The sequence below is a fragment of the Neobacillus cucumis genome (genome assembly GCF_002860255.1).
In the GTDB taxonomy this organism is placed as follows: domain Bacteria; phylum Bacillota; class Bacilli; order Bacillales; family Cytobacillaceae; genus Neobacillus; species Neobacillus cucumis_A.
In genome coordinates, this window is sequence record NZ_PGVE01000031.1 from 1 (window position 1) to 17852 (window position 17852).

Consider the following 17852-nt stretch of genomic DNA (forward strand, 5'->3'; position numbering starts at 1 on the left):
TAAGAGCAAAACAAGCGATGATATCATTCCTCGTAATAAGAAATTACGAGAGTTTTATGATAAGAAACGTGAAGAAGGAAAACCTTTTAAAGTAGCTGTTATCGCCTGTGTAAATAAGCTCTTACATTGGATTTTTGCCTTATTAAAAAGCAAATCGACCTTCCAAGATATAGCTTAGAACCTAAATTAAACTAAAAAGCACAAAACCTTCCAAAAATGAATTAACGGAAGGTTATTTGGCATGCACATTTTTAATATCATGCGATTTTTAAAAATTTTATTGAAAAATATTGACAAACTATTAGCTGGTTTAGTTGAACAAGAAAAAAAGCCGCAAATACGACTCTTTGTATAAACTCAAGCCCCCATTAGTGTAAGTGAGTAAATGCATAAACACTAAAACAAAAACAAATAAAGGCAAATATAAATAACAATGTTTTGGTAACCTGATATGGCAACAGTCTCAATAAGATGACAACGAATAAAGCGACGATGGCACCGATAATTGAATCAGCTCCAGAACCATCTAAACCATCATCTTCGTGTCTTTTTTTATTATAGGCGAATCCACCATATAACGCTATAAAACCAATCAAAACAGACATTGCACCCAATAAATCCATTATCTCACCCTATTAATAGCGATACCTTATTTAATAGCTTAATTATACCTTACATAATGTTTTTTTGTAACTTGGGGAAATTCACCTTTTTCAACTAAACTGCCACGTTAGTCCAATAAAAAAAGCTGCCAAAATTACAGCACTGATCTTCAACTCTTGCACCCAATTTTTGAAAATCTACTACTTATTTCGTGTTGAACTAACGCAGCCGTTCCCGTTAGCAAAAAAAAAAGGGTCGCCTCCTGCAACCCCGTTCTGTAAACTCTTAACCCGTTAGTTTAAGTGCAACATTTCACAATCTTTCTTGTAGGAAAGGAAAAAAGCGACCTTCGTTATAGAAGAATCGCACCTGTTAGTTGAAATATCTCTTTTTATTTTCATAAATGTATTGAAATCCATATAAAAGAAACGCCTTGTAAAAAAAGTATAGGTAGAATTGAAATCCATTTAGACGCACCAATTTAAATAATTTAATCTTTTGAAATAAACTTTTAGCTAGAATAATAAAAATCAACTGAAAAAAAGCGTTAATCATAATAAATTTTTTGAAATTACCGTATGACCATTTTAATGTCCATAAAGCCACTGCTAGCATGGGTCCTATTAAGAAAGGAAATTCATTATAAAAAAATGAATTTGGTTTATTATAGAAAGACCACCATCTACGTTTCTTTCCAATCGGAACATCAATACAATTTATTAAAAATACAAAGATAAAGGCTGGGAAAAATCTTTTTATACTTTGCCAGTTCAAAAAGGGTAATGTTATCCATGAGATTAGTACCATTGCAATATTAAATAACCACTTTTTTTGCACTATAACTCTCCATGTCCTTCGCTACAATCTTAAGCAAATAATCATGGCTTCCTGTCAGTGTATATAGAATAAAATTCACTTTAATTAATTTGTGCTTAAATTAATTATGACTGTAGTTAGTTCGTTAGATATTAGGACAAAGAAAACCCCTACCAATGTTGGTGGGGTCAGTAACTGTGCATATATTTAACTTTTCTGCACCGTTAGTACAAGAAGAAAAAGCCACCACAATGGCAGCTGAATCTATAACTATTGTACCCCAGTTAGTTGATTAAGATTTAAACAATCCTTACTAGTAAACTAGTCGATTAGAAGGGAGCCTTTCTACCTTGCGGTTAATTGTACTCCTCCCCCTTATCTGACAACAGGACTTGAAGTGGTATTAGAAATTCAAAAACAAAACCATAAGCATTCGAAGAATATTTGTGTTAAAATGAGTAGTCTGTTGGATTTATAGAGAGAGGAATAGATATGAACCAAATGCAAACTAAAACACCTAAAAATTTCTTTAAAAACCTAATCAGCCTCATTAAAGGGAAAGTCTTTGTTATCAATGTGCTTCCTGTGCTGGCAGGATATTTTTTATCTTCGCATATCAATCATCTTCCACTTGCTGAACAACTTACCTCTTTCTTTGTTACATTAATAGGAAGTGCCTTTGTCATTGCTGGTGCTTTAATGTTGAATAATTGGTACGAAGCCGATTTAGATAAACTAATGGAGCGAACTAAAAGTAGACCGAGTGCTAATGGAGAGTTTAGCAAGAAGTTTGTTTTAACTTTAGGAATTACTACAAGCATCCTAGGTTTTTTAATATTGCTTTTTACTAATGCCGAAGTGTTCCTATTTTCATTCATTGGTTGGTTTTTTTATGTGGTCTTGTACACATTTTGGAGCAAACAAAAATACTCATGGAACACGATTATTGGTGCCGTATCAGGATGCGTTACACCGTTAATCGGTTGGTCTGTGTTATCCAGCAGTTTTCAACTTATTCCAATGATGATGGCACTCATCATATTCATTTGGCAAATGCCCCATACTTATTCCATCGCCATACGAAGATTTGATGATTACAAACGGGCAGGATTCGCCATGTTACCTGTTGTATCAGGAATTAAGAAAACGAAAATACACCTTCTATTTTATCTTATCTGTTTGATTCCAATGCCATTCTTCATGAAATCTCTTGGTTTGTTTTTCATCGGGTTTATGACACTTTTAAATATCGGATGGATCATTTTATCTATCAGCGGATTTGCTACACAAAATGAACAACATTGGGCGACGCGGATGTTTAGATACTCCGTTATTCATATGATGTTATTTCTTATATCTATTATCGTGATGTCCATTTAAAAAGAACCCTGGCTCAAGGGTTCTTTTTGTTTCATCACTCTACATTTTTCATTTTTAGGTCTTGGAAGATCATTTCACCTTTTCTTCTTAATTCATTCTTTAGCTAACCTCTTCATAGTTCTTGGGCTATAGCAGCTTTAGAAAGTTGTTTTGTAGAAATAAGCATATAGCTTCTTAGTGTATTTACTATCAAAATTAGTATTAATGAAAGGATTCCGACCGAAAGCACCTAACGGCTGAAACATTACATTTAAACAAAGAATAATCTTCCCTTTAGTATGCCTTTTTAAGAGTATCATTACATATTTGATATAGCTTCTCGTGTTGTCCATGTAGCACTACTGAAAGCTCGGTAGTTCGTAACAGCAGCATGAAAATCGTTTTCACTAATTGTGGCAGTTGCATCGTAAACAACAGCTGTCTTGAAGCCATTTTCGATTAAATCTCTCATATGCGATTCAACACATACGTTTGACAATACCCCAGCCAAAATTACTTGTTCTTTTCTTCGTTGTCTTAGTTGATAGACCAGATCATTTGTCTGAGGACTGGCCACCTTGTGAGGTGTTGCAATGACGGTTGTTTTGTCCCAGATATACGGTGCTAAAGTTGGAACATAATCGGCTTCTGAAGTTGGAGGACTATATTGATTTAATTTCTGATAGACACGCAAACTTATCAACATCTCTTGTTCGTTCCCTGTAAACCGCCAATCATAGTCATGTGGATATAAGAAGTGTGGGGAAACAAAGAGTTGATAACCTTTACTACGGGCAGTGCCTAATAGTAGTTCCAAGTTGGCTAAAGTATTATTCTGTTTAATGTTAGCCTTTGTCAAATGATATCCTCTTCCGTCTGGAGACAAAAAGTCATTTTGAGGGTCAGTAATAACAATTGCAGTATTCGCAGGGTTTGGTTTAAACATAGAATGGTTCCCACCTTTTTTATGCTTTCACTTATCGATTATACGAACGACATTGACTTAAAATTCCTTAGGAAAATGAAATTTTGAATTTAATGAGTGACAATATTAAGAGTTTATTAATCTTTGGGATTAGTTTATTCGTTACAGGTACCCTTATAGGGTACAGACGAATGATTTTATCGTTGTGGTCTTGGCTCGTATGATTCAAGCGTCCGGTGGTAGTTCGTTTATTGCATTATCCATGATCCTGACGAATCAGTTTCTCGCCTTACCTAAACGCAATCTGGCTCTAACATTAATAGGTGCCTGTCTATCACTAGGTTCAGGAATAGGATTTTTGCTGGGAGGCTTCTTTACTCATTCTTGGGGCTGGCATTCCCTATTTTTATTAATGAGTATGTCTATTTTCACTTTGCTAGGAATTATTTGGTTTGTCCCTTCGGGGTATGCCAATCAGAAGAAGCTCACCCAACCGTTTGATTTTTAGGCTTCCTTTATGTATTGATTTTTGTCGGGACGTTTATTTTAGGAGTCAAATTAAATGGTTATTTGCTAATCATTACAGTGATATCTGTATTTTTTATGGGGATCCATGGCAAACGTCAAAATGTCGGGATATTTATGGATCTGTCAGTTTTTCGATTCTATGCTTTTATTCGGTTCCTTTTGCTTAGTTTTATTAATAGTGCTGCCACGAAGGACGTAACCCCACTGAACCAGTGCCCTTGGGAAATATTCAGGGAACCACATCGTATATTCAGATGCAGTGGTAAGTGTTGGAATTGCCCTTATTAATATAGGCTTTACAATCCTTACCATTGTCATCAATATTGATATTCCCCACACGATAAAGAAGGAAAAAAGTGCAATGGGGATAGGGATCTATAACTTAATCAACTTTTTAGGAATGTCATTTGGCCCTTCAATAGCGAGCCGAATCCTAAACGTGTCATCAAGTTTCAGCCTGAGCTTTGGATTTTTCGTTAGTCTTTTACTTGTAGCATTGCTATTATCATGCCTGAGCAGCATTCCAGTCTCTTCAAGAAAGATAAAGCAGTCACGTCAACTGTAATCTTAAAAAACTGGTTAGATATTTTCTAACTGGTTCGGTTTTGAAGGACAAAATCGTACATAACATTAAAAAAATACGTCCATTTAGCAATAATTTGGTGTGCAAATTAGCAATGAATTTAGCAGTAATTTAGACATTATTAAAGCACCTTTTCGAAAGGTGCTTTAATTGTTTATTTATTGGCTTTATAACAATTTATATAGGTAATATTCATTTACAAATTCTCCGTTAATTTTTGACGATTGGACCCTTTCTCCTTCTAAACCGAACCCCATCTTGCTATATAAGTTGAATGCCTTTTTGTTATCTTTGATAACCGTAAGCCCTAATCTTAAAATTCCAACTTCCTTTGCCCATTCAAACACTTTGTTGAATAGCTTAGTCGCCATGCCTTGTCCTCGATAGTCTTCAAGAACACTCAAAACAATATTTGCGGAATGTCGATTTCTATTTAAATTGCTTCCTATTACTGCAATAAATCCGACAAGTTTGTTTTCAATTTCGGCAACAAAGAAGATTGAGTTTTGTTCAGACAAACTTCTTTCAATCGATTTTCTTTGTTGTTCAACAGTTGTTTGTCGTTCTCCAGTCAAACAACATAAAACTAGACTCATCAATTTTCTTGCTTAATTCCAAAAAATTTTCGGCATCGCTAACTTCAATAGGGCTTATTATCATTTTTCTCTTCCCCTTTCTTTAAAAATTTTACTATATTTTTCAATATCCCAAAGAAAATTAACGGAAATTAATTATCTCACTCTATATTTGACATGTATTTTAGCACTATTTTTGGAACCCATTTTAGCGTACTTATAGAACGTATGACATCAGCTATTGTCATTCTGTTAATTCATGTGCTAATTTGTTTGTTTATTTATATGTCAATTGTCGATCAACCATATAGAATCAACAAAAGTAAAAGGTCCAAATCATATGAGATTTGAACCTAAAATTGATACGCTAATTAAGTTTTTGTACTCTTAGTCCGAACCCGTTAGCCGCTCTTTTTATCAATTAAGCCTTTTCTTTTTTTAAGTAACCTGCCCCGTTCGTATGATAAGGTTAGCATGAATGCTAAATATTTCTGGTTGACCATTTTTTATTTGGTCTTAGAGTTTTTAGTTAAAGGCAAACCATATCGTGAGGGTTTTAAAGTTTCTCATACTCTAGAAGGTCTTAGTTTACTTGTAGATTGTTAATGACGTTCTATTTTGGCAAGAAATTGACGGAATCATTTGTCCGGATTCTGACGGATAACTTGACTATAAGGAAGGGGAAGCCCATACTTTCTTAGCTTCCCCTTCAACTAAATTCCGAGTTCCATACGGCAAGAAAAATTGTTTTTTATAGCTATGCACCCATTCTTTTAAATATGGGCTTGTAGATCTAGTTATTAAACCAGCCACAAAAAGCAATATTACATAGGTTAAGTCAAACAGTACGTTTTTTAAATGAGGAGAATAAGCTATGCACCATTATTGGTATGTGAATTCTAAGGGGAGCGGGACGCTATATTATAACCGAATTTCAGTACCATTATATTCACAGCCCCAATTACCCAATCTTAGAGGAATAAATGGTCTTGGGATTCCCGAGGGTTTGAGTTGTCGAGTCTATACTGCTGGGTGGAAGAGGCCCGGGGGTTTAAAGGGTTTTGATCGTATGGAACTGCCTGCTAATTGGACTTCTTCCGCCCGCCAGATGAGCTTGACATTACAAGAGCCTTCTTCCAGTTGGACAACACCGGTTGACAATAAGGGCTTTACACCCCATGGACACAACGGAAATTCGGTGCCGTTGGTGGATCATGACGATTGGGAGGCGAAGATGGAGCCAACCAACTGGCCGCAACCGGCTGACCATGAGGGTTCCACGTCTCAAAAACAACTCGGAAATTGGTTGCCTCCGGTCAATCTTGACGATTCGGAGTCACATGAGCAGCCTGACAATTGGCCGCAGCTTCCCGAACATCCGGGTGTTATGTCACAAGAACACAAAGGAAATTGGCTTCTGCCGGTCAATCCTAACGTTTGGGAGTCACATGAGCAGCCGGCCAACTGGCCTCAGCTTCACGACCATCCGGGTTTCATGTCTCAAGGACACAAAGGAAATTTATTGCCGCCGGTCGCTCCTAACGATTGGGAGTCATATGAAGAGCCTACCAACTCGCCGCAGTTTCCCAAACATCCAGGTTTTATGTCTCAAGGACAGTCCACTCCTTGGGCGCAGCCGATAAACCATGCAGGGATGTTCGCACAAGGACAGCCTCTAGGTTGGGCTCCATCAGCCAGCCATGCGGGTTACCATTTCCAAAAACAGCCCTTCTCTTGGGCGCAGCCGGGCAATCATGCGGGGATATTCGCACAAGGGCCTCTCGCCGCTATGCTGCCGCCATCCGTCAATCCTTTTGGCTTTAACGCCAGTGGGCAGCAGGCGAAGTGGGGCGATTTTGGAAACCCTGCAGGCTGGGGAGGACATGTAAATCCCCTGGGATGGGGGAATAACAATGGGAATGGTCAGCCGGGGATATTTGGAAGCTTACTTAAAGTGGGAAAAGGCACCATGAATGGAATAGGAATTATTAGTAGTCTAATCGGTGTGGGAAAGTTCCTATTTTAGTGAATTAGGTCGAGGGTTTAGGTAACGTGGTCCAGACATTTTAACAAAATATTCCCCTTCATAAAAATTTTTAATTTATTGTTCATACTCCTCCTCCATTTTACCCGCTTTTTTATTGGTGTTTTCAAATGCCCGGGGAGCTTTAGTTAATATGGGAAGTTCTTTTTATCATCTCTGTAATTTTATCTTCAACAATCGGGCGCGATTGCGGAAGATTATTCGTCTAATTCCTCGGTAAAAATGCAGAGGAATTAGACTTTTTTTATCTCCGCAAATCCTACGTTACAAATCCTTTTTCCTTAACATTACTCCGTTGGTAAATGTGTTGGCAATGAGTGGTAAATAAAAATAGCTAGTAATAAACATACCCCGTAAAGTTAGACACATTAGGCAACTTGTTGGGCATGAGCTCTGTATTAAACTGGGCACATACCTTTTAATTTTGCCTTGATTCGTTTGTGATTATAGTAATTGATATACTTTTCTAATTCTTGCTTAAAGTGTTCCACACTCTCAAATTCCTTTAGATAAAGAGATTCGGATTTCAATAATGCCAAAGAAATTTTCCATCACGGCGTTATCGTAACAGTTCCCTTTGCGTGACATACTTTGTGTAATGACACGTTTACTGAGGGCTTGACGGGATTGTTTCATTTGATAATGCCAGCCTTGATCAGAATGAATAAGGAGTTTATCCTTGTCTGTTAAATGGTCAAAAGCTTGAGGTTACATTGTTGAAACAAGCGAATAGGTTGGTCTTCTAGGGTGATAATACAGGCTACAAGGTGCGACTTCATTTGGAAAATCGGCTTTTTTCTATTTATTTAGTAAGTTGCTTTATAGAACTAGGCATTTTGAAATCCATATCCCACTATCTCTATAATGTGGGGGTCATTGTGGCATGACCTTGACTGTCCGCAGATCGGGCGCAGGGGCTAATCATCGATCTAAGATATGGGCTGCTACTGTACTTCTTACGATAGGCATTGTCGATGATGTCGTTGGTCGGACCTTCCACCACCAGCTCAAAATTGACATCCTTCGTCATACCGGCAACAGCAATCCTCCCAGCCTTCTGCTTTACTGCAGCCTGGTACCAACGAGAGTCCTGTCCGTAATAGGCACGCACATAAAGGGCTTCGTCAACCTCGACGGACCAGATCCAGGTCGGTTTACCCCATCCTCACGGAACGGTGAAATGTGCAGGTCATCAGCATCAGCAATCTTGAGCAGTTCATCCTTTAACCATGTGGACATTGTGTATCCTCCTTTAACATGTTTGTTCTTAATTTTAAACAGAAACGGAATGCTTGCAATGGTTAGATAACGTCTATTTGTTGATTATTAAACAGATGAAACAAGATTGTTCATTATATGTCACGCCCCTGTGCTTTTTGACAACGAACGGTTAAACCCAAACAAGATGACCGCAAAAGAAGTGTTGCCGCACCAATCCAACAAATTGGGATGATTTAAATAATCCAACCATCTTCGAGTAACACGAAACCAAGAGAATAGACTAACTTTTATCTTCAAATGCTTCCTTCTGGCCTTCCTATATGTGTTTGGAATATCTCATTCAGTTTGAAATTATTGATAAATTAACTTGTCACTTTAGTTGAACAACCACCAACAATTAAAACCTTTATCTTAAATATTTCCTCTATCGAATTGGGCATACTTACCTATGAGGTGAAGTTATGAAACACACATTAGAGAAAAATATATTAAGGGCTTTATTAATTTTTGGAATAATCTCATTCATAAATTTGATTAGAAAACCACCCGCAAAAGATTGGTTACTTATCTTTCTTTTTAAAGGATTTTTATCTTCAATTTTAGATAATTTAGTTGTGAAAAAGGGATACATCAAATATCCAATAAAATTATTTAAATCATTTGATTTTAGCTTTATTTTCGATTATTTACTTTATCCAATAACCTGTGTTTACTATAACCAAGTTACAAAGAAATCTAATATTTTAGGTATATTTGTTAAAACATTTTGTTTTAGTATTCCAATGGCTGCAACAGAGCATTTCTTAGAAAAGAAAACGTCTTTACTTAAATTTAAAAAGGGGTGGAATTCCTTAACTAGCTTCTGGACTTTAAGTATAACTTTTCTTATTTCTCGGGCTTTCATCGCTATAGTCCGAAAAGCAAATAACAGTCCTGTTCCAAAAAATTAATTTTCTTTGGGTACAGGATTTTTTAATGAAAATCGCTTTTAAATTTCTACTATGAATTTATATACATTGAAAAGGGTTCATAATCTTATTTCATTAAACTGCCACGTTAGAATTCCTGTAGAAAGCTAATTATCAACTTTGAAAAAAATTAGATCCCTCAGTAAGATATGAGTATAGACACCACTCTAACTCAAAACCTTAAGGAGGAACCCTAATATGAAGTTTAAGATGCAAGACAAACAAAATCAACTAATCGAAAGAATTTCAGATAAACACCTTGCGGTCGGTGTGGATATTGCCCAAGAATTACACGTAGCTAGAGCTGTAAATTTCCGTGGAATAATAATTGGAGATCCTCTTACATTTGAAAATAATGAAGAGGGTTTTACGAAATTACTACAGTGGATTAACCAGTTAAAAATCTTAGGAGGATTTCATTCAACTATTGTTGGCATGGAGCCTACAGGACATTACTGGATTAACCTATCAAAATGGTTATGTTCAAGAAATAGAAGCAGTAACTGTTAACCCCCATCTTGTAAAAAAGAATAAAGAAAACCGTGATAATACCCAATCCAAAAGCGATAAAAAAGACGCTCTTGTCATTACTGATATGGTCAAGAATGGTTAATACTCCTTTATTCGTCCTACTTCAGAGGCCTTTGAAAAACTAGGAATAATAATGTCAAATCGTGACATAACTGTTAAACGACTTGTTAGTGCGGTTAATCAAATCAATTGTTGGGTAGATATCGTTTTCCCTGAACTTAGACAGGTATTTAAAGACGTTAAAGGAAAAGGTGACAAGAAGCAGTTACTTCTTTCACTATTACCCTGACAAACATTGCTTTTAAAAAATATGCATTTTAGATTCACTTCTAGCATGCCTCACAAAAGCTAGCCTATATAAGTGTACAGGAAATTTGGATTTCAAAAAAATATTGCAAGATTATATTGCTAAAATTAACCAAAAACATAATATATAATAGATTAATAGAAAGGAGCGAAGTAACTTGGGTAAATTGTTCTCTTCTGTATCATCACTTTGGGTTCTATTCATTCCATTAATAACCGTTTCTAAAATTGGAATCGTTGAATTAATTAACGATTCTGAGGAAAATTCCAACGATCATGATCTTGAAGTTATTATGTTGATAAAACAATTAGGAGAGCTTAAACAATCAGGTTTAATTACTGAAGAAGAATTTAAGTCTAAAAAGAGAATATTGTTGGATAAATTGCTATTGTAACTAAATACACAACTAAGGACATCGGATTAAATCTGGTGTTCTTTGTATCATTAAACAGACTTGGTTTTGGAAACACTTATATATATCTCTTCCAGCTATTAAATGAACCTGCCACGTTTGTTCAATCTTCCGTAATTTAAACTTCTTAACCCGCTTTAAATCCAATAGCGACAACAATCTTTTGGAATTACACTCATTCACTTATATTTTAGCTTCACCATAGGATGGGGACAGCTTAACAATAAAGTCCTCTTCTATATAGAGAAACGGTAGGTTGCTTCATTATAATAAAATGGCAAGTCATTTGATGTTGAATCTAATAATATTGGTTCCGTTTCAAATAATGAGAGAAGGCGACTTCATCTGGAAATATTGGCATTTACACATCACCTTTTTAACTTCTATTTTAACATTCTTATTAAGCTAACCTGCCCAGATAGTTCAATACCTAACGTTTTCATTTCTATAATCAAGGTAATAATTCCTCTAATATAACGATTAAGGAGGAATTACTGTGTTATTGTCAAAATCCTGGAGACTTTATGAATCGGATAAAAGGATTGAAGGATTCTCTCCTCAGACCTTAAAAGCGTAAAGCTCCAATCTAAGCTACTTATCCAACACTTAACGATGTACATATTGAATCTATGATAACTGAGAACCTGAAGGAATACTTAGCAAAATCAAGTGAACACTTAAAACCATCAAGTTTAGCTCATCGGATTAGATTCATTAAATCTATATTTCGTTGGTCACACGAGGAAGTGCATATACCCAAAAACCCAGCTGCGAAAATCAAAGAACCCAAACAAGGAAACGAATTCCAAAATTTTTAACAAAGAGAGAAATTGAACATTTGAGGGAAGCGTGTTTTACTCCAATGGAAAAGGCATTATTTGAATTTATGTTTTCAACAGGTTGTAGAATTGGTGAAATTGTTTCTCTTGAAAAGAAAAGCTATTTTCCTCCAAAACAATTGAAGGAAAGGTCATTAATTAATAAAAAACAATAATAATAAATAAAAAATACATTATTATCCTTAATAAAGGCATTTTATAAATATATGACACTGGAGGTTAATCTCTTATGAATTCAGAACATAATATTCGTCTTACTTCTGCTGAAATAGCTCAGCTATGGACTGGATATATGAATAATAGTATGTCTAAGTGTGAATTGATGTATTTTAAAGAAAAGACCCAAGATGAGGAAATACGAAACGTAATAAGTTTTGCAATTTCTATATCAGAAAAAATGTTACAAAATATTAAAGGAATTTATATTAAAGAAAATCATCCCATTCCCGTTGCTTTTAGTGAAAATGAGGATGTTAATATAAATGCACCTGCACTATATTCTGATACCTTTTTTTAAATTTTGTTCACAATATGGCAAGACACGGATTGACCGCATATGGTGCAGCCTTATCCAGTTGTACACGCTCCGATATTTTAGAACTTTTTTCAAGTGCTATTGACCTTACAAGGGAATTATATTTTAAATCCTTAAACATCTCATTAGAAAAAGGCTTATATGCTAGACCTGCTTATATCCCAATTCCAGATAAAGTTGAATTCATTGAGAAAAAAGGATATTTAACAGGTTGGTTTGGAGAACGCCGTCCAATCAATTCTCTAGAAATTATGCACTTTTATGAAAATATGCAAAGAAATTCTGTTGGTAAAGCGTTACTATTAGGCTTTGCCCAAGTTGCTGGATTAAAAGAGGTTCAAAATTATATGATAAGTGGAGCAAATATCGCTAGTAAAGTGGTGGAGGTTTTGGCACATATTCTTTCTGAAGAAAATATTTCTGAATCGCCCACATATGATTCAGAAGTTCTTAAATCTACAACTCCTCCTTTTTCTGATAAGTTAATGATGTTTCAAGTATCAATGCTTACAGGTATGTCTCTTGGCTATTATGGAACTGCAACGGGTACGGTTGCTAGACGTGACTTAGGTTCTAAGTTTATTCGTCTATTCCTTGAGGGTGTTCAATTTGCAGAAGATGGAGCAAACATAATGATCGAACACGGTTGGATGGAAAAACCCCCGTCATCAATAGATGAATTTGAAATAGCTAAATCCAAAAAGAAATAGGGATTATGATTGGATAAGAATGCAATAGAGAAATTATTATGGTCCATTGCTTTTCCTGGTTTTGGACAACTATTAAATCAAAAGTATTTAAAAGGTATACTCTTCATATCCATTGAATTTATTGTAAATATACAAGCTAATTTTAATGAAGCAATCATTTCAAGCTTTCACGGTAATATTGATACTTCTCTTGAGCAGATCGATTTTAAATGGTTAATGTTTTATCCCTGTTTGTATTTTTTTTCGATGTGGGATGCAGTAAAGGATGCAAATGGAGGAGGGGAAAAATCTCCCTTTTTATTTCTCCCTTTTGTTTTTGCAGCATATTTTGTCACTATTGGTTTGATTTATTCCAACGATATTAAAATTTTCGGTATATTATTAGGACCTATCTTTTTACCAATATTATTTGTTATACCAGGATTGATAATAGGATTAGTTGTGAAAAAATTCATTAATTCGTTCATTAAATAAGAATGCTAAGTTGGTTTCATAAGATGAAATCTAAGGCGTTCTTTTTTTATGTTTTTTAACAAAAAGGATCTTCCACTAACCTGCCCAGTTAGCACAACAAGCAAAAAGATGTTGCCGCAGCAACACCTTGTTTAATTCTATCAACTGTTACTTTAATTAGAAATATTACATTATTGATATATGTTGTGCGAAAAGGAATGTTAGCTCAAAATATAAAAAGCACTCATAATTTGAGCACTTTTTTAATAAACAATCGCAAGTATTTTGAATTAGGTTTTGTATAAATCAATTGATAACCATAGATTATTGTAGAATAAATCATTGCAACGATAACATGGTGTATTCGTGAGAACTTAACATATTTGATAAAATTTGCTTTTTCTAAAAAAGGTATTATTCCAATTGCATAAATAAGATTATTTATTAAATTAGCTAATAGATATAACTTAAATTTACCGAAGGTTAAATGGAAAATCCATAAACACCCCACTGGGAAGGGTCCCAATATAATTGATAATAAGTTCCATAATCTTTTTCTTTCACTACCCTTTACTGCCCAAAAACGATAGTGAATTCCTACAAATGTTACTGTTACTGTTATAAGTGAAGTCAAAATAGTAACTGGCATGTATTTTTTAATTGACTTTTTGGGGACAAAAAAAATTGTTGACCAAGACATTAACATACTTAAGCGAATTATGAACGTTAACATAATCTCCCTCTTTCTTTTTTTATCTTTGGCAATTATAAAAAAAAATATGAGGAAGAGGTAGAATTTTTTTACTTATTTGAAGTAAACTGCTTCTTTAGTGGATCAAGAAGCTACGACCCTATATACAACTCAATTATCCCTTGTTGAAGGAAATTTTTTATATAAGTTTAGACATATAGTATTCATCGACAAATTTGCCGTCTATGTAGAGCGACTGTTTTTTTGTTCCTTCAATTTCAAAGCCCATCTTTTTATATAACTGTAATGCTGCTTCATTTTGAGTTACTACGGTTAATTCTAAACGATGCACACTATGTTCTTTTCCCCAATTCTCTAATTGTTCAAATAGTTTTGTTCCTATCCCACGCCCCCGATATTCGGCTAAAATACCAATAACAAGATATACAGAATGTTTGTTTCTTTTGGCATTACCGCCCATCGCAATAAGATACCCAATTAATTGCTTATCCTCTTTTGCGATAAAAATAGTCGAATTGTACGACTTTCTCATTACCTCCAATCTTTTTTTCTGTTCTTCTTCTACCATTTTTCTTTCTCCTGGTTCTAGAAGCATAAATTCGTATTCACTTTCGACCTTCTTAATTAAATTTATAAAACTTCCAGCATCATCAGGTTTTATTTCTCTGATTAACATAAGAGTCCCCCAAAAAATTAATTTATCCAACATAATTCGCTATCTTATGTAAATAACCTGCTGAGTTAATAAGATTTTGTTGAACAAACCTGCCAAGTTAGTTCAATATAAAAAGGCTGCCTTTTTATTAGCAACCTACTCTTTAAATAAGCTTGCCTTAGCCAATTTTTTCTCAAACTATAGATTCTTTTCTGTCTTACATATCAATTTGTAATACCCCAATAACATAAGCAAAAGAATTGGATCAATAATTGCAGAGTACCATAATTTCCACCAACCATTATGGAAATATCCCCAAGGTTCTGGAAGTAACGCAATTGCCTCATATATTACGATAGCTAATGTGAAAAGGACAATGTAAATAGATTGTTTAATGATTTTGTTTTTAAAAGGATACCAATTTAAAAACATCATATTTACTGGTGGAACAATTGCAGTATGTGGAAGAATTCCTTTCCACTCAATGCTCTTATCAAAATACCAATCGGCTCTCAGGATTTTATCCGTTATAGAAGATTAGCTGTTCGTTACAATTTCAGAGCCTTTCTAATTAAAAATTATAGGAAAAGTAAATGTAACGAAAGCTGCCCAAAGTCCGTAGACCGGCAAATACTTAGTAACGGCATCTTGGATCGTTGAAGGTCCGGATTTGTTTTGTAGAAAACGTTTATAGGATAACATAATCCAAATTAAATTTGCCCAGATAAGTATGTTTACTCCTAAAACAGCAAGTCGATTAGGAGTGATCCCATAAGAAGAAAGTCTGAACACGATGGCTGACAAAGCCACACTGTCAATAATAAGCGCAAGTACAATTAAGGCAAAATTTATATAATCTGAAATGTTCTTTTTCTCGTCCGAGTCGCTTTCGGTAATGGAAAATATGGTAACGGCCAATACACCAAGAAGGATTCCATTGAAGGCTATCAGGAAATTGCGGTCTACGAATGGATTTTTTCCGACCCATATAACCGTAATAAGATAGACCAACAGTGTGACCAGGACAAGAGGACTAAAAATTTTAGCTATATAGGGTGTAATATTCTTAGCAAGTTTAAGATTCAATGATACTAGGTATGCAGCCACAATAGCGAGAGCGGCAGCACCAAATAAAACGACATTACTAAAATAGAAGTCTTCTATATCTAAGCCAACAAAGCTAAATAAGTGCATGGTTAATCCTGCTAGCACCATTCCGCTAACTGCCATGCTGACGTAGAGGATACCATATTCCAAATTAAATTTAATATAGGCTAATCTTGTACTGCCTTTTGAATAGTCATTTCCTGTAAATGCAAGCCCTACCAATACCCATAAGAATATGGGAAGGTGTAAATAAGCAAGGAAAATACTGTCTTTATGATTTAATGGCAGCCTATTAAGATAAAACCCGGAAATTAGGAACAATGCTACAAGGGAATAAATTACCCTTTTTTTCGGAGTATTTATGTAAACAAAATAGGCAGCAATAAAGGGAATGATACCAAAGGCCAGGTTAATGGGAGCAATTGCTTCCTGTTCGACAAAATGGAAAATGATCCTGGTACTGATCCCGGCCAGAATAGCTAAAATGCCCATGAATAAGAATCCTTTTTGAAAAATGGAGGATTTTTCTGTATTTGCTGTCTTCTTGAAATGCAATCTTTCATACCAAACGCCAAGGACCTGAGAATCAGGATTTTGTTCCCATGCGTGTGAGAATGACTTTTTAAAAGCATTCGGGTCTTTTCTATACATTTTCTCCAGCTCATGAGGGTTTTCAATATTTTCAATAATCAAATTATTAATGTCCATAATTTTACCTCCCCTAATAATTGCTATATTGAGTTTCCTCCACCATGTTTAACTGTCTTCGTCACTTTTGTATTCTAAAATATCTCCAGGCTGACATTCTAATGCCTTACAAATTGCCTCTAAAGTGGATAATCGAATCGCTTTTGCCTTTCCATTTTTCAATATAGAAAGGTTCGCCATTGTTATTCCAACCTTCTCCGAAAGTTCAGTTACGCTCATTTTCCTTTTTGCTAACATCACATCAATATTGATTATTATTGCCATTGTTATTCACCTCAGACCGTTAGATCATTTTCCGATTTGATATCAATTGCTTCTTGTAAAAGTTTTTGGAGGACAGCCGCAAAGACTGCGATAATCATCGAAGCAAAAGGAACAACCAATCCGACAAAGATCACTCCTGGTGCGTCGTCTACTTCCGCAAAGATATAGAAGAGCGGCCAAACTAGCACATGCAAAATAGTGATTGTGATTGCACAGTTTTTGATTTCCTTTAAAGCTTTCACAGATAAATCAGAAAAGGCTTTATTTTTGTCAATATAGCGTAAGAGTTTGAAAGCTTGATACAAAGCAAAGTAAAAAGGGATCGCCGATGCATCAAAAACGATGAAAACGAGATATTTTATAAAAGCCAACTCGGGAAGCAATTTTGCTGCAAGATTCGCCATCTCAGGCACCAAAAAAATGCACAGAGCAAGAACTGGGACTCCTAAAAGAATAACAGCTATTTTTAAAAATAACGTTGTTACTTTTTCCATAAAAAGCACCTCACTTATTTTTCTGATTTTGATTTTAAACTATTTTTTATCGTTTTACAATAAATTTTTATTAATCTATATAATATTTTTATTGTAAGAGTGTTTTTTAAGCAAAAAATAAAAAGCATTACTCATTCAAAGAAATGCTCTATAACTTTAAACCATTAAATTTTTTCATTTTTTACAAATTCTATTCCTTCTCAATCAACCTGTCACGTTATAAAAAATAAACGGTAAAATTCCGGCTAAATTGGGAAATACCCATATTTCCTTAGAAATAAGAGGAGTTTTTCCGTTAATATGATCAAATCTTTGGATTTTGTCTTATTTAGAGCAGTTAATCGGAATATCTCCGCTAATATCCGCTTCTTAAGCTCCCCTATATACATTAGCAGAAAATTCTCCGCCTATGAATTCTCATACCTACACGAATTCGATACGGAGAAGCGGAATGGTTTGCAAAATTCGCCATCCGAAGAATTAGCAATGAAAAACATTAGAAA

The 17852-nt window shown here is 34.9% G+C and carries 19 protein-coding genes and 4 pseudogenes; 12 read left to right on the top strand and 11 right to left on the bottom strand.

Going from position 1 to position 17852, the window contains the following annotated elements; genetic code table 11:
* Positions 1-178 (top strand): annotated as a pseudogene (locus CVD27_RS06955) (IS110 family transposase); the annotation flags it as partial.
* Positions 179-368: 190 nt separating this feature from the next.
* Here CVD27_RS06955 and CVD27_RS06960 read toward each other — a convergent pair.
* The 3 genes and pseudogenes from CVD27_RS06960 to CVD27_RS06970 form a co-directional block, all read right to left on the bottom strand.
* Positions 369-623 carry a hypothetical protein gene (locus CVD27_RS06960; protein ID WP_101647171.1) on the bottom strand — a complete coding sequence of 85 codons (255 nt, stop codon included), beginning with the start codon at positions 621-623 and terminating at the stop codon, positions 369-371.
* A 352-nt stretch (positions 624-975) separates the two neighbouring features.
* Positions 976-1440, bottom strand: coding sequence for a hypothetical protein (locus CVD27_RS06965; protein ID WP_257984289.1), 465 nt, complete (start codon positions 1438-1440; stop codon positions 976-978).
* Position 1441: 1 nt separating this feature from the next.
* A pseudogene (locus tag CVD27_RS06970) lies at positions 1442-1504 on the bottom strand (Lrp/AsnC ligand binding domain-containing protein); the annotation flags it as partial.
* Between the two features lie 407 nt (positions 1505-1911).
* On the opposite strand from CVD27_RS06970, the gene cyoE reads away from it, so the two are divergent.
* Complete coding sequence (gene cyoE / locus CVD27_RS06975; protein WP_101647172.1) at positions 1912-2799, top strand: heme o synthase; 888 nt, start codon at positions 1912-1914, stop codon at positions 2797-2799.
* A 298-nt stretch (positions 2800-3097) separates the two neighbouring features.
* Here cyoE and CVD27_RS06980 read toward each other — a convergent pair whose 3' ends face one another.
* Positions 3098-3724: an isochorismatase family cysteine hydrolase gene (locus tag CVD27_RS06980; RefSeq protein ID WP_101647173.1), complete on the bottom strand. Its 627-nt coding sequence runs from the start codon at positions 3722-3724 to the stop codon at positions 3098-3100.
* A 178-nt stretch (positions 3725-3902) separates the two neighbouring features.
* Here CVD27_RS06980 and CVD27_RS06985 point away from each other — a divergent pair, with 178 nt between their 5' ends.
* Entirely contained in the window at positions 3903-4211 is a 309-nt protein-coding gene (locus CVD27_RS06985) for an MFS transporter (RefSeq protein WP_257984296.1), read from the top strand.
* Between the two features lie 279 nt (positions 4212-4490).
* Positions 4491-4796 carry a hypothetical protein gene (locus tag CVD27_RS27980; RefSeq protein ID WP_180960189.1) on the top strand — a complete coding sequence of 102 codons (306 nt, stop codon included), beginning with the start codon at positions 4491-4493 and terminating at the stop codon, positions 4794-4796.
* A gap of 185 nt (positions 4797-4981) precedes the next feature.
* On the opposite strand, the gene CVD27_RS06995 is transcribed toward CVD27_RS27980, so the two are convergent.
* The gene (locus CVD27_RS06995) at positions 4982-5389 is read right to left on the bottom strand and encodes a GNAT family N-acetyltransferase (protein WP_257984290.1); all 408 of its coding nucleotides are present in this window, start codon (positions 5387-5389) and stop codon (positions 4982-4984) included.
* 1306 nt (positions 5390-6695) lie between these two features.
* Here CVD27_RS06995 and CVD27_RS27750 point away from each other — a divergent pair.
* Entirely contained in the window at positions 6696-7415 is a 720-nt protein-coding gene (locus tag CVD27_RS27750; RefSeq protein WP_180960190.1) for a hypothetical protein, read from the top strand.
* A gap of 416 nt (positions 7416-7831) precedes the next feature.
* Here the strand turns inward: CVD27_RS27750 and CVD27_RS07005 are convergent.
* Both CVD27_RS07005 and CVD27_RS07010 read right to left on the bottom strand, forming a co-directional pair.
* Positions 7832-8174: pseudogene (locus tag CVD27_RS07005) on the bottom strand (IS3 family transposase); the annotation flags it as partial.
* Positions 8175-8292: 118 nt separating this feature from the next.
* A complete protein-coding gene (locus CVD27_RS07010) occupies positions 8293-8544 on the bottom strand; it encodes a DUF2255 family protein (RefSeq protein WP_257984291.1) in 252 nt (83 codons plus the stop codon).
* A 571-nt stretch (positions 8545-9115) separates the two neighbouring features.
* Here CVD27_RS07010 and CVD27_RS07015 point away from each other — a divergent pair.
* From CVD27_RS07015 to CVD27_RS07045, 7 genes and pseudogenes are all read left to right on the top strand, one after another.
* Entirely contained in the window at positions 9116-9604 is a 489-nt protein-coding gene (locus CVD27_RS07015) for a CBO0543 family protein (RefSeq protein WP_101647177.1), read from the top strand.
* Positions 9605-9820: 216 nt separating this feature from the next.
* A pseudogene (locus tag CVD27_RS07020) lies at positions 9821-10406 on the top strand (IS110 family transposase); the annotation flags it as partial.
* A 211-nt stretch (positions 10407-10617) separates the two neighbouring features.
* Entirely contained in the window at positions 10618-10854 is a 237-nt protein-coding gene (locus CVD27_RS28475; RefSeq protein ID WP_219621286.1) for an SHOCT domain-containing protein, read from the top strand.
* A gap of 880 nt (positions 10855-11734) precedes the next feature.
* Positions 11735-11866, top strand: a complete 132-nt coding sequence (locus CVD27_RS28680; RefSeq protein WP_257984292.1) for a hypothetical protein — start codon at positions 11735-11737, stop codon at positions 11864-11866.
* Between the two features lie 74 nt (positions 11867-11940).
* Positions 11941-12228, top strand: coding sequence for a DUF3231 family protein (locus tag CVD27_RS07035; protein WP_101647178.1), 288 nt, complete (start codon positions 11941-11943; stop codon positions 12226-12228).
* Between the two features lie 14 nt (positions 12229-12242).
* Positions 12243-12956 (top strand): DUF3231 family protein, encoded by a 714-nt coding sequence (locus CVD27_RS07040; RefSeq protein ID WP_101647179.1) that lies wholly within the window; start codon positions 12243-12245, stop codon positions 12954-12956.
* A 9-nt stretch (positions 12957-12965) separates the two neighbouring features.
* Positions 12966-13430: a hypothetical protein gene (locus tag CVD27_RS07045; RefSeq protein WP_101647180.1), complete on the top strand. Its 465-nt coding sequence runs from the start codon at positions 12966-12968 to the stop codon at positions 13428-13430.
* An 869-nt stretch (positions 13431-14299) separates the two neighbouring features.
* On the opposite strand, the gene CVD27_RS07055 is transcribed toward CVD27_RS07045, so the two are convergent.
* The 4 genes from CVD27_RS07055 to CVD27_RS07075 all read right to left on the bottom strand — a co-directional run bounded on the left by CVD27_RS07055 (position 14300) and on the right by CVD27_RS07075 (position 17349).
* Entirely contained in the window at positions 14300-14797 is a 498-nt protein-coding gene (locus CVD27_RS07055; protein WP_101647182.1) for a GNAT family N-acetyltransferase, read from the bottom strand.
* Between the two features lie 546 nt (positions 14798-15343).
* On the bottom strand, positions 15344-16591 hold the full coding sequence (locus CVD27_RS07065) for a DUF4153 domain-containing protein (RefSeq protein ID WP_101647184.1): 1248 nt from the start codon (positions 16589-16591) through the stop codon (positions 15344-15346).
* Between the two features lie 48 nt (positions 16592-16639).
* Positions 16640-16855: a helix-turn-helix domain-containing protein gene (locus CVD27_RS07070; protein ID WP_017153334.1), complete on the bottom strand. Its 216-nt coding sequence runs from the start codon at positions 16853-16855 to the stop codon at positions 16640-16642.
* An 11-nt stretch (positions 16856-16866) separates the two neighbouring features.
* On the bottom strand, positions 16867-17349 hold the full coding sequence (locus tag CVD27_RS07075) for a DUF2975 domain-containing protein (protein ID WP_101647185.1): 483 nt from the start codon (positions 17347-17349) through the stop codon (positions 16867-16869).
* Positions 17350-17852 lie beyond the last annotated feature (503 nt).

What these genes read in the sequence shown, in the direction of transcription:
- CVD27_RS28680 (WP_257984292.1), top strand. Translation starts at nt 11,735, where the DNA reads ATGGAAAAGGCATTATTTGAATTTATGTTTTCAACAGGTTGTAGAATT.
- CVD27_RS07040 (WP_101647179.1), top strand. Translation starts at nt 12,243, where the DNA reads ATGGCAAGACACGGATTGACCGCATATGGTGCAGCCTTATCCAGTTGT.
- CVD27_RS07035 (WP_101647178.1), top strand. Translation starts at nt 11,941, where the DNA reads ATGAATTCAGAACATAATATTCGTCTTACTTCTGCTGAAATAGCTCAG.
- CVD27_RS07070 (WP_017153334.1), bottom strand. Translation starts at nt 16,855, where the DNA reads ATGGCAATAATAATCAATATTGATGTGATGTTAGCAAAAAGGAAAATG.
- CVD27_RS07065 (WP_101647184.1), bottom strand. Translation starts at nt 16,591, where the DNA reads ATGGACATTAATAATTTGATTATTGAAAATATTGAAAACCCTCATGAG.
- CVD27_RS07075 (WP_101647185.1), bottom strand. Translation starts at nt 17,349, where the DNA reads ATGGAAAAAGTAACAACGTTATTTTTAAAAATAGCTGTTATTCTTTTA.
- cyoE (WP_101647172.1), top strand. Translation starts at nt 1,912, where the DNA reads ATGAACCAAATGCAAACTAAAACACCTAAAAATTTCTTTAAAAACCTA.
- CVD27_RS06980 (WP_101647173.1), bottom strand. Translation starts at nt 3,724, where the DNA reads ATGTTTAAACCAAACCCTGCGAATACTGCAATTGTTATTACTGACCCT.
- CVD27_RS06960 (WP_101647171.1), bottom strand. Translation starts at nt 623, where the DNA reads ATGGATTTATTGGGTGCAATGTCTGTTTTGATTGGTTTTATAGCGTTA.
- CVD27_RS07055 (WP_101647182.1), bottom strand. Translation starts at nt 14,797, where the DNA reads ATGTTAATCAGAGAAATAAAACCTGATGATGCTGGAAGTTTTATAAAT.
- CVD27_RS07015 (WP_101647177.1), top strand. Translation starts at nt 9,116, where the DNA reads ATGAAACACACATTAGAGAAAAATATATTAAGGGCTTTATTAATTTTT.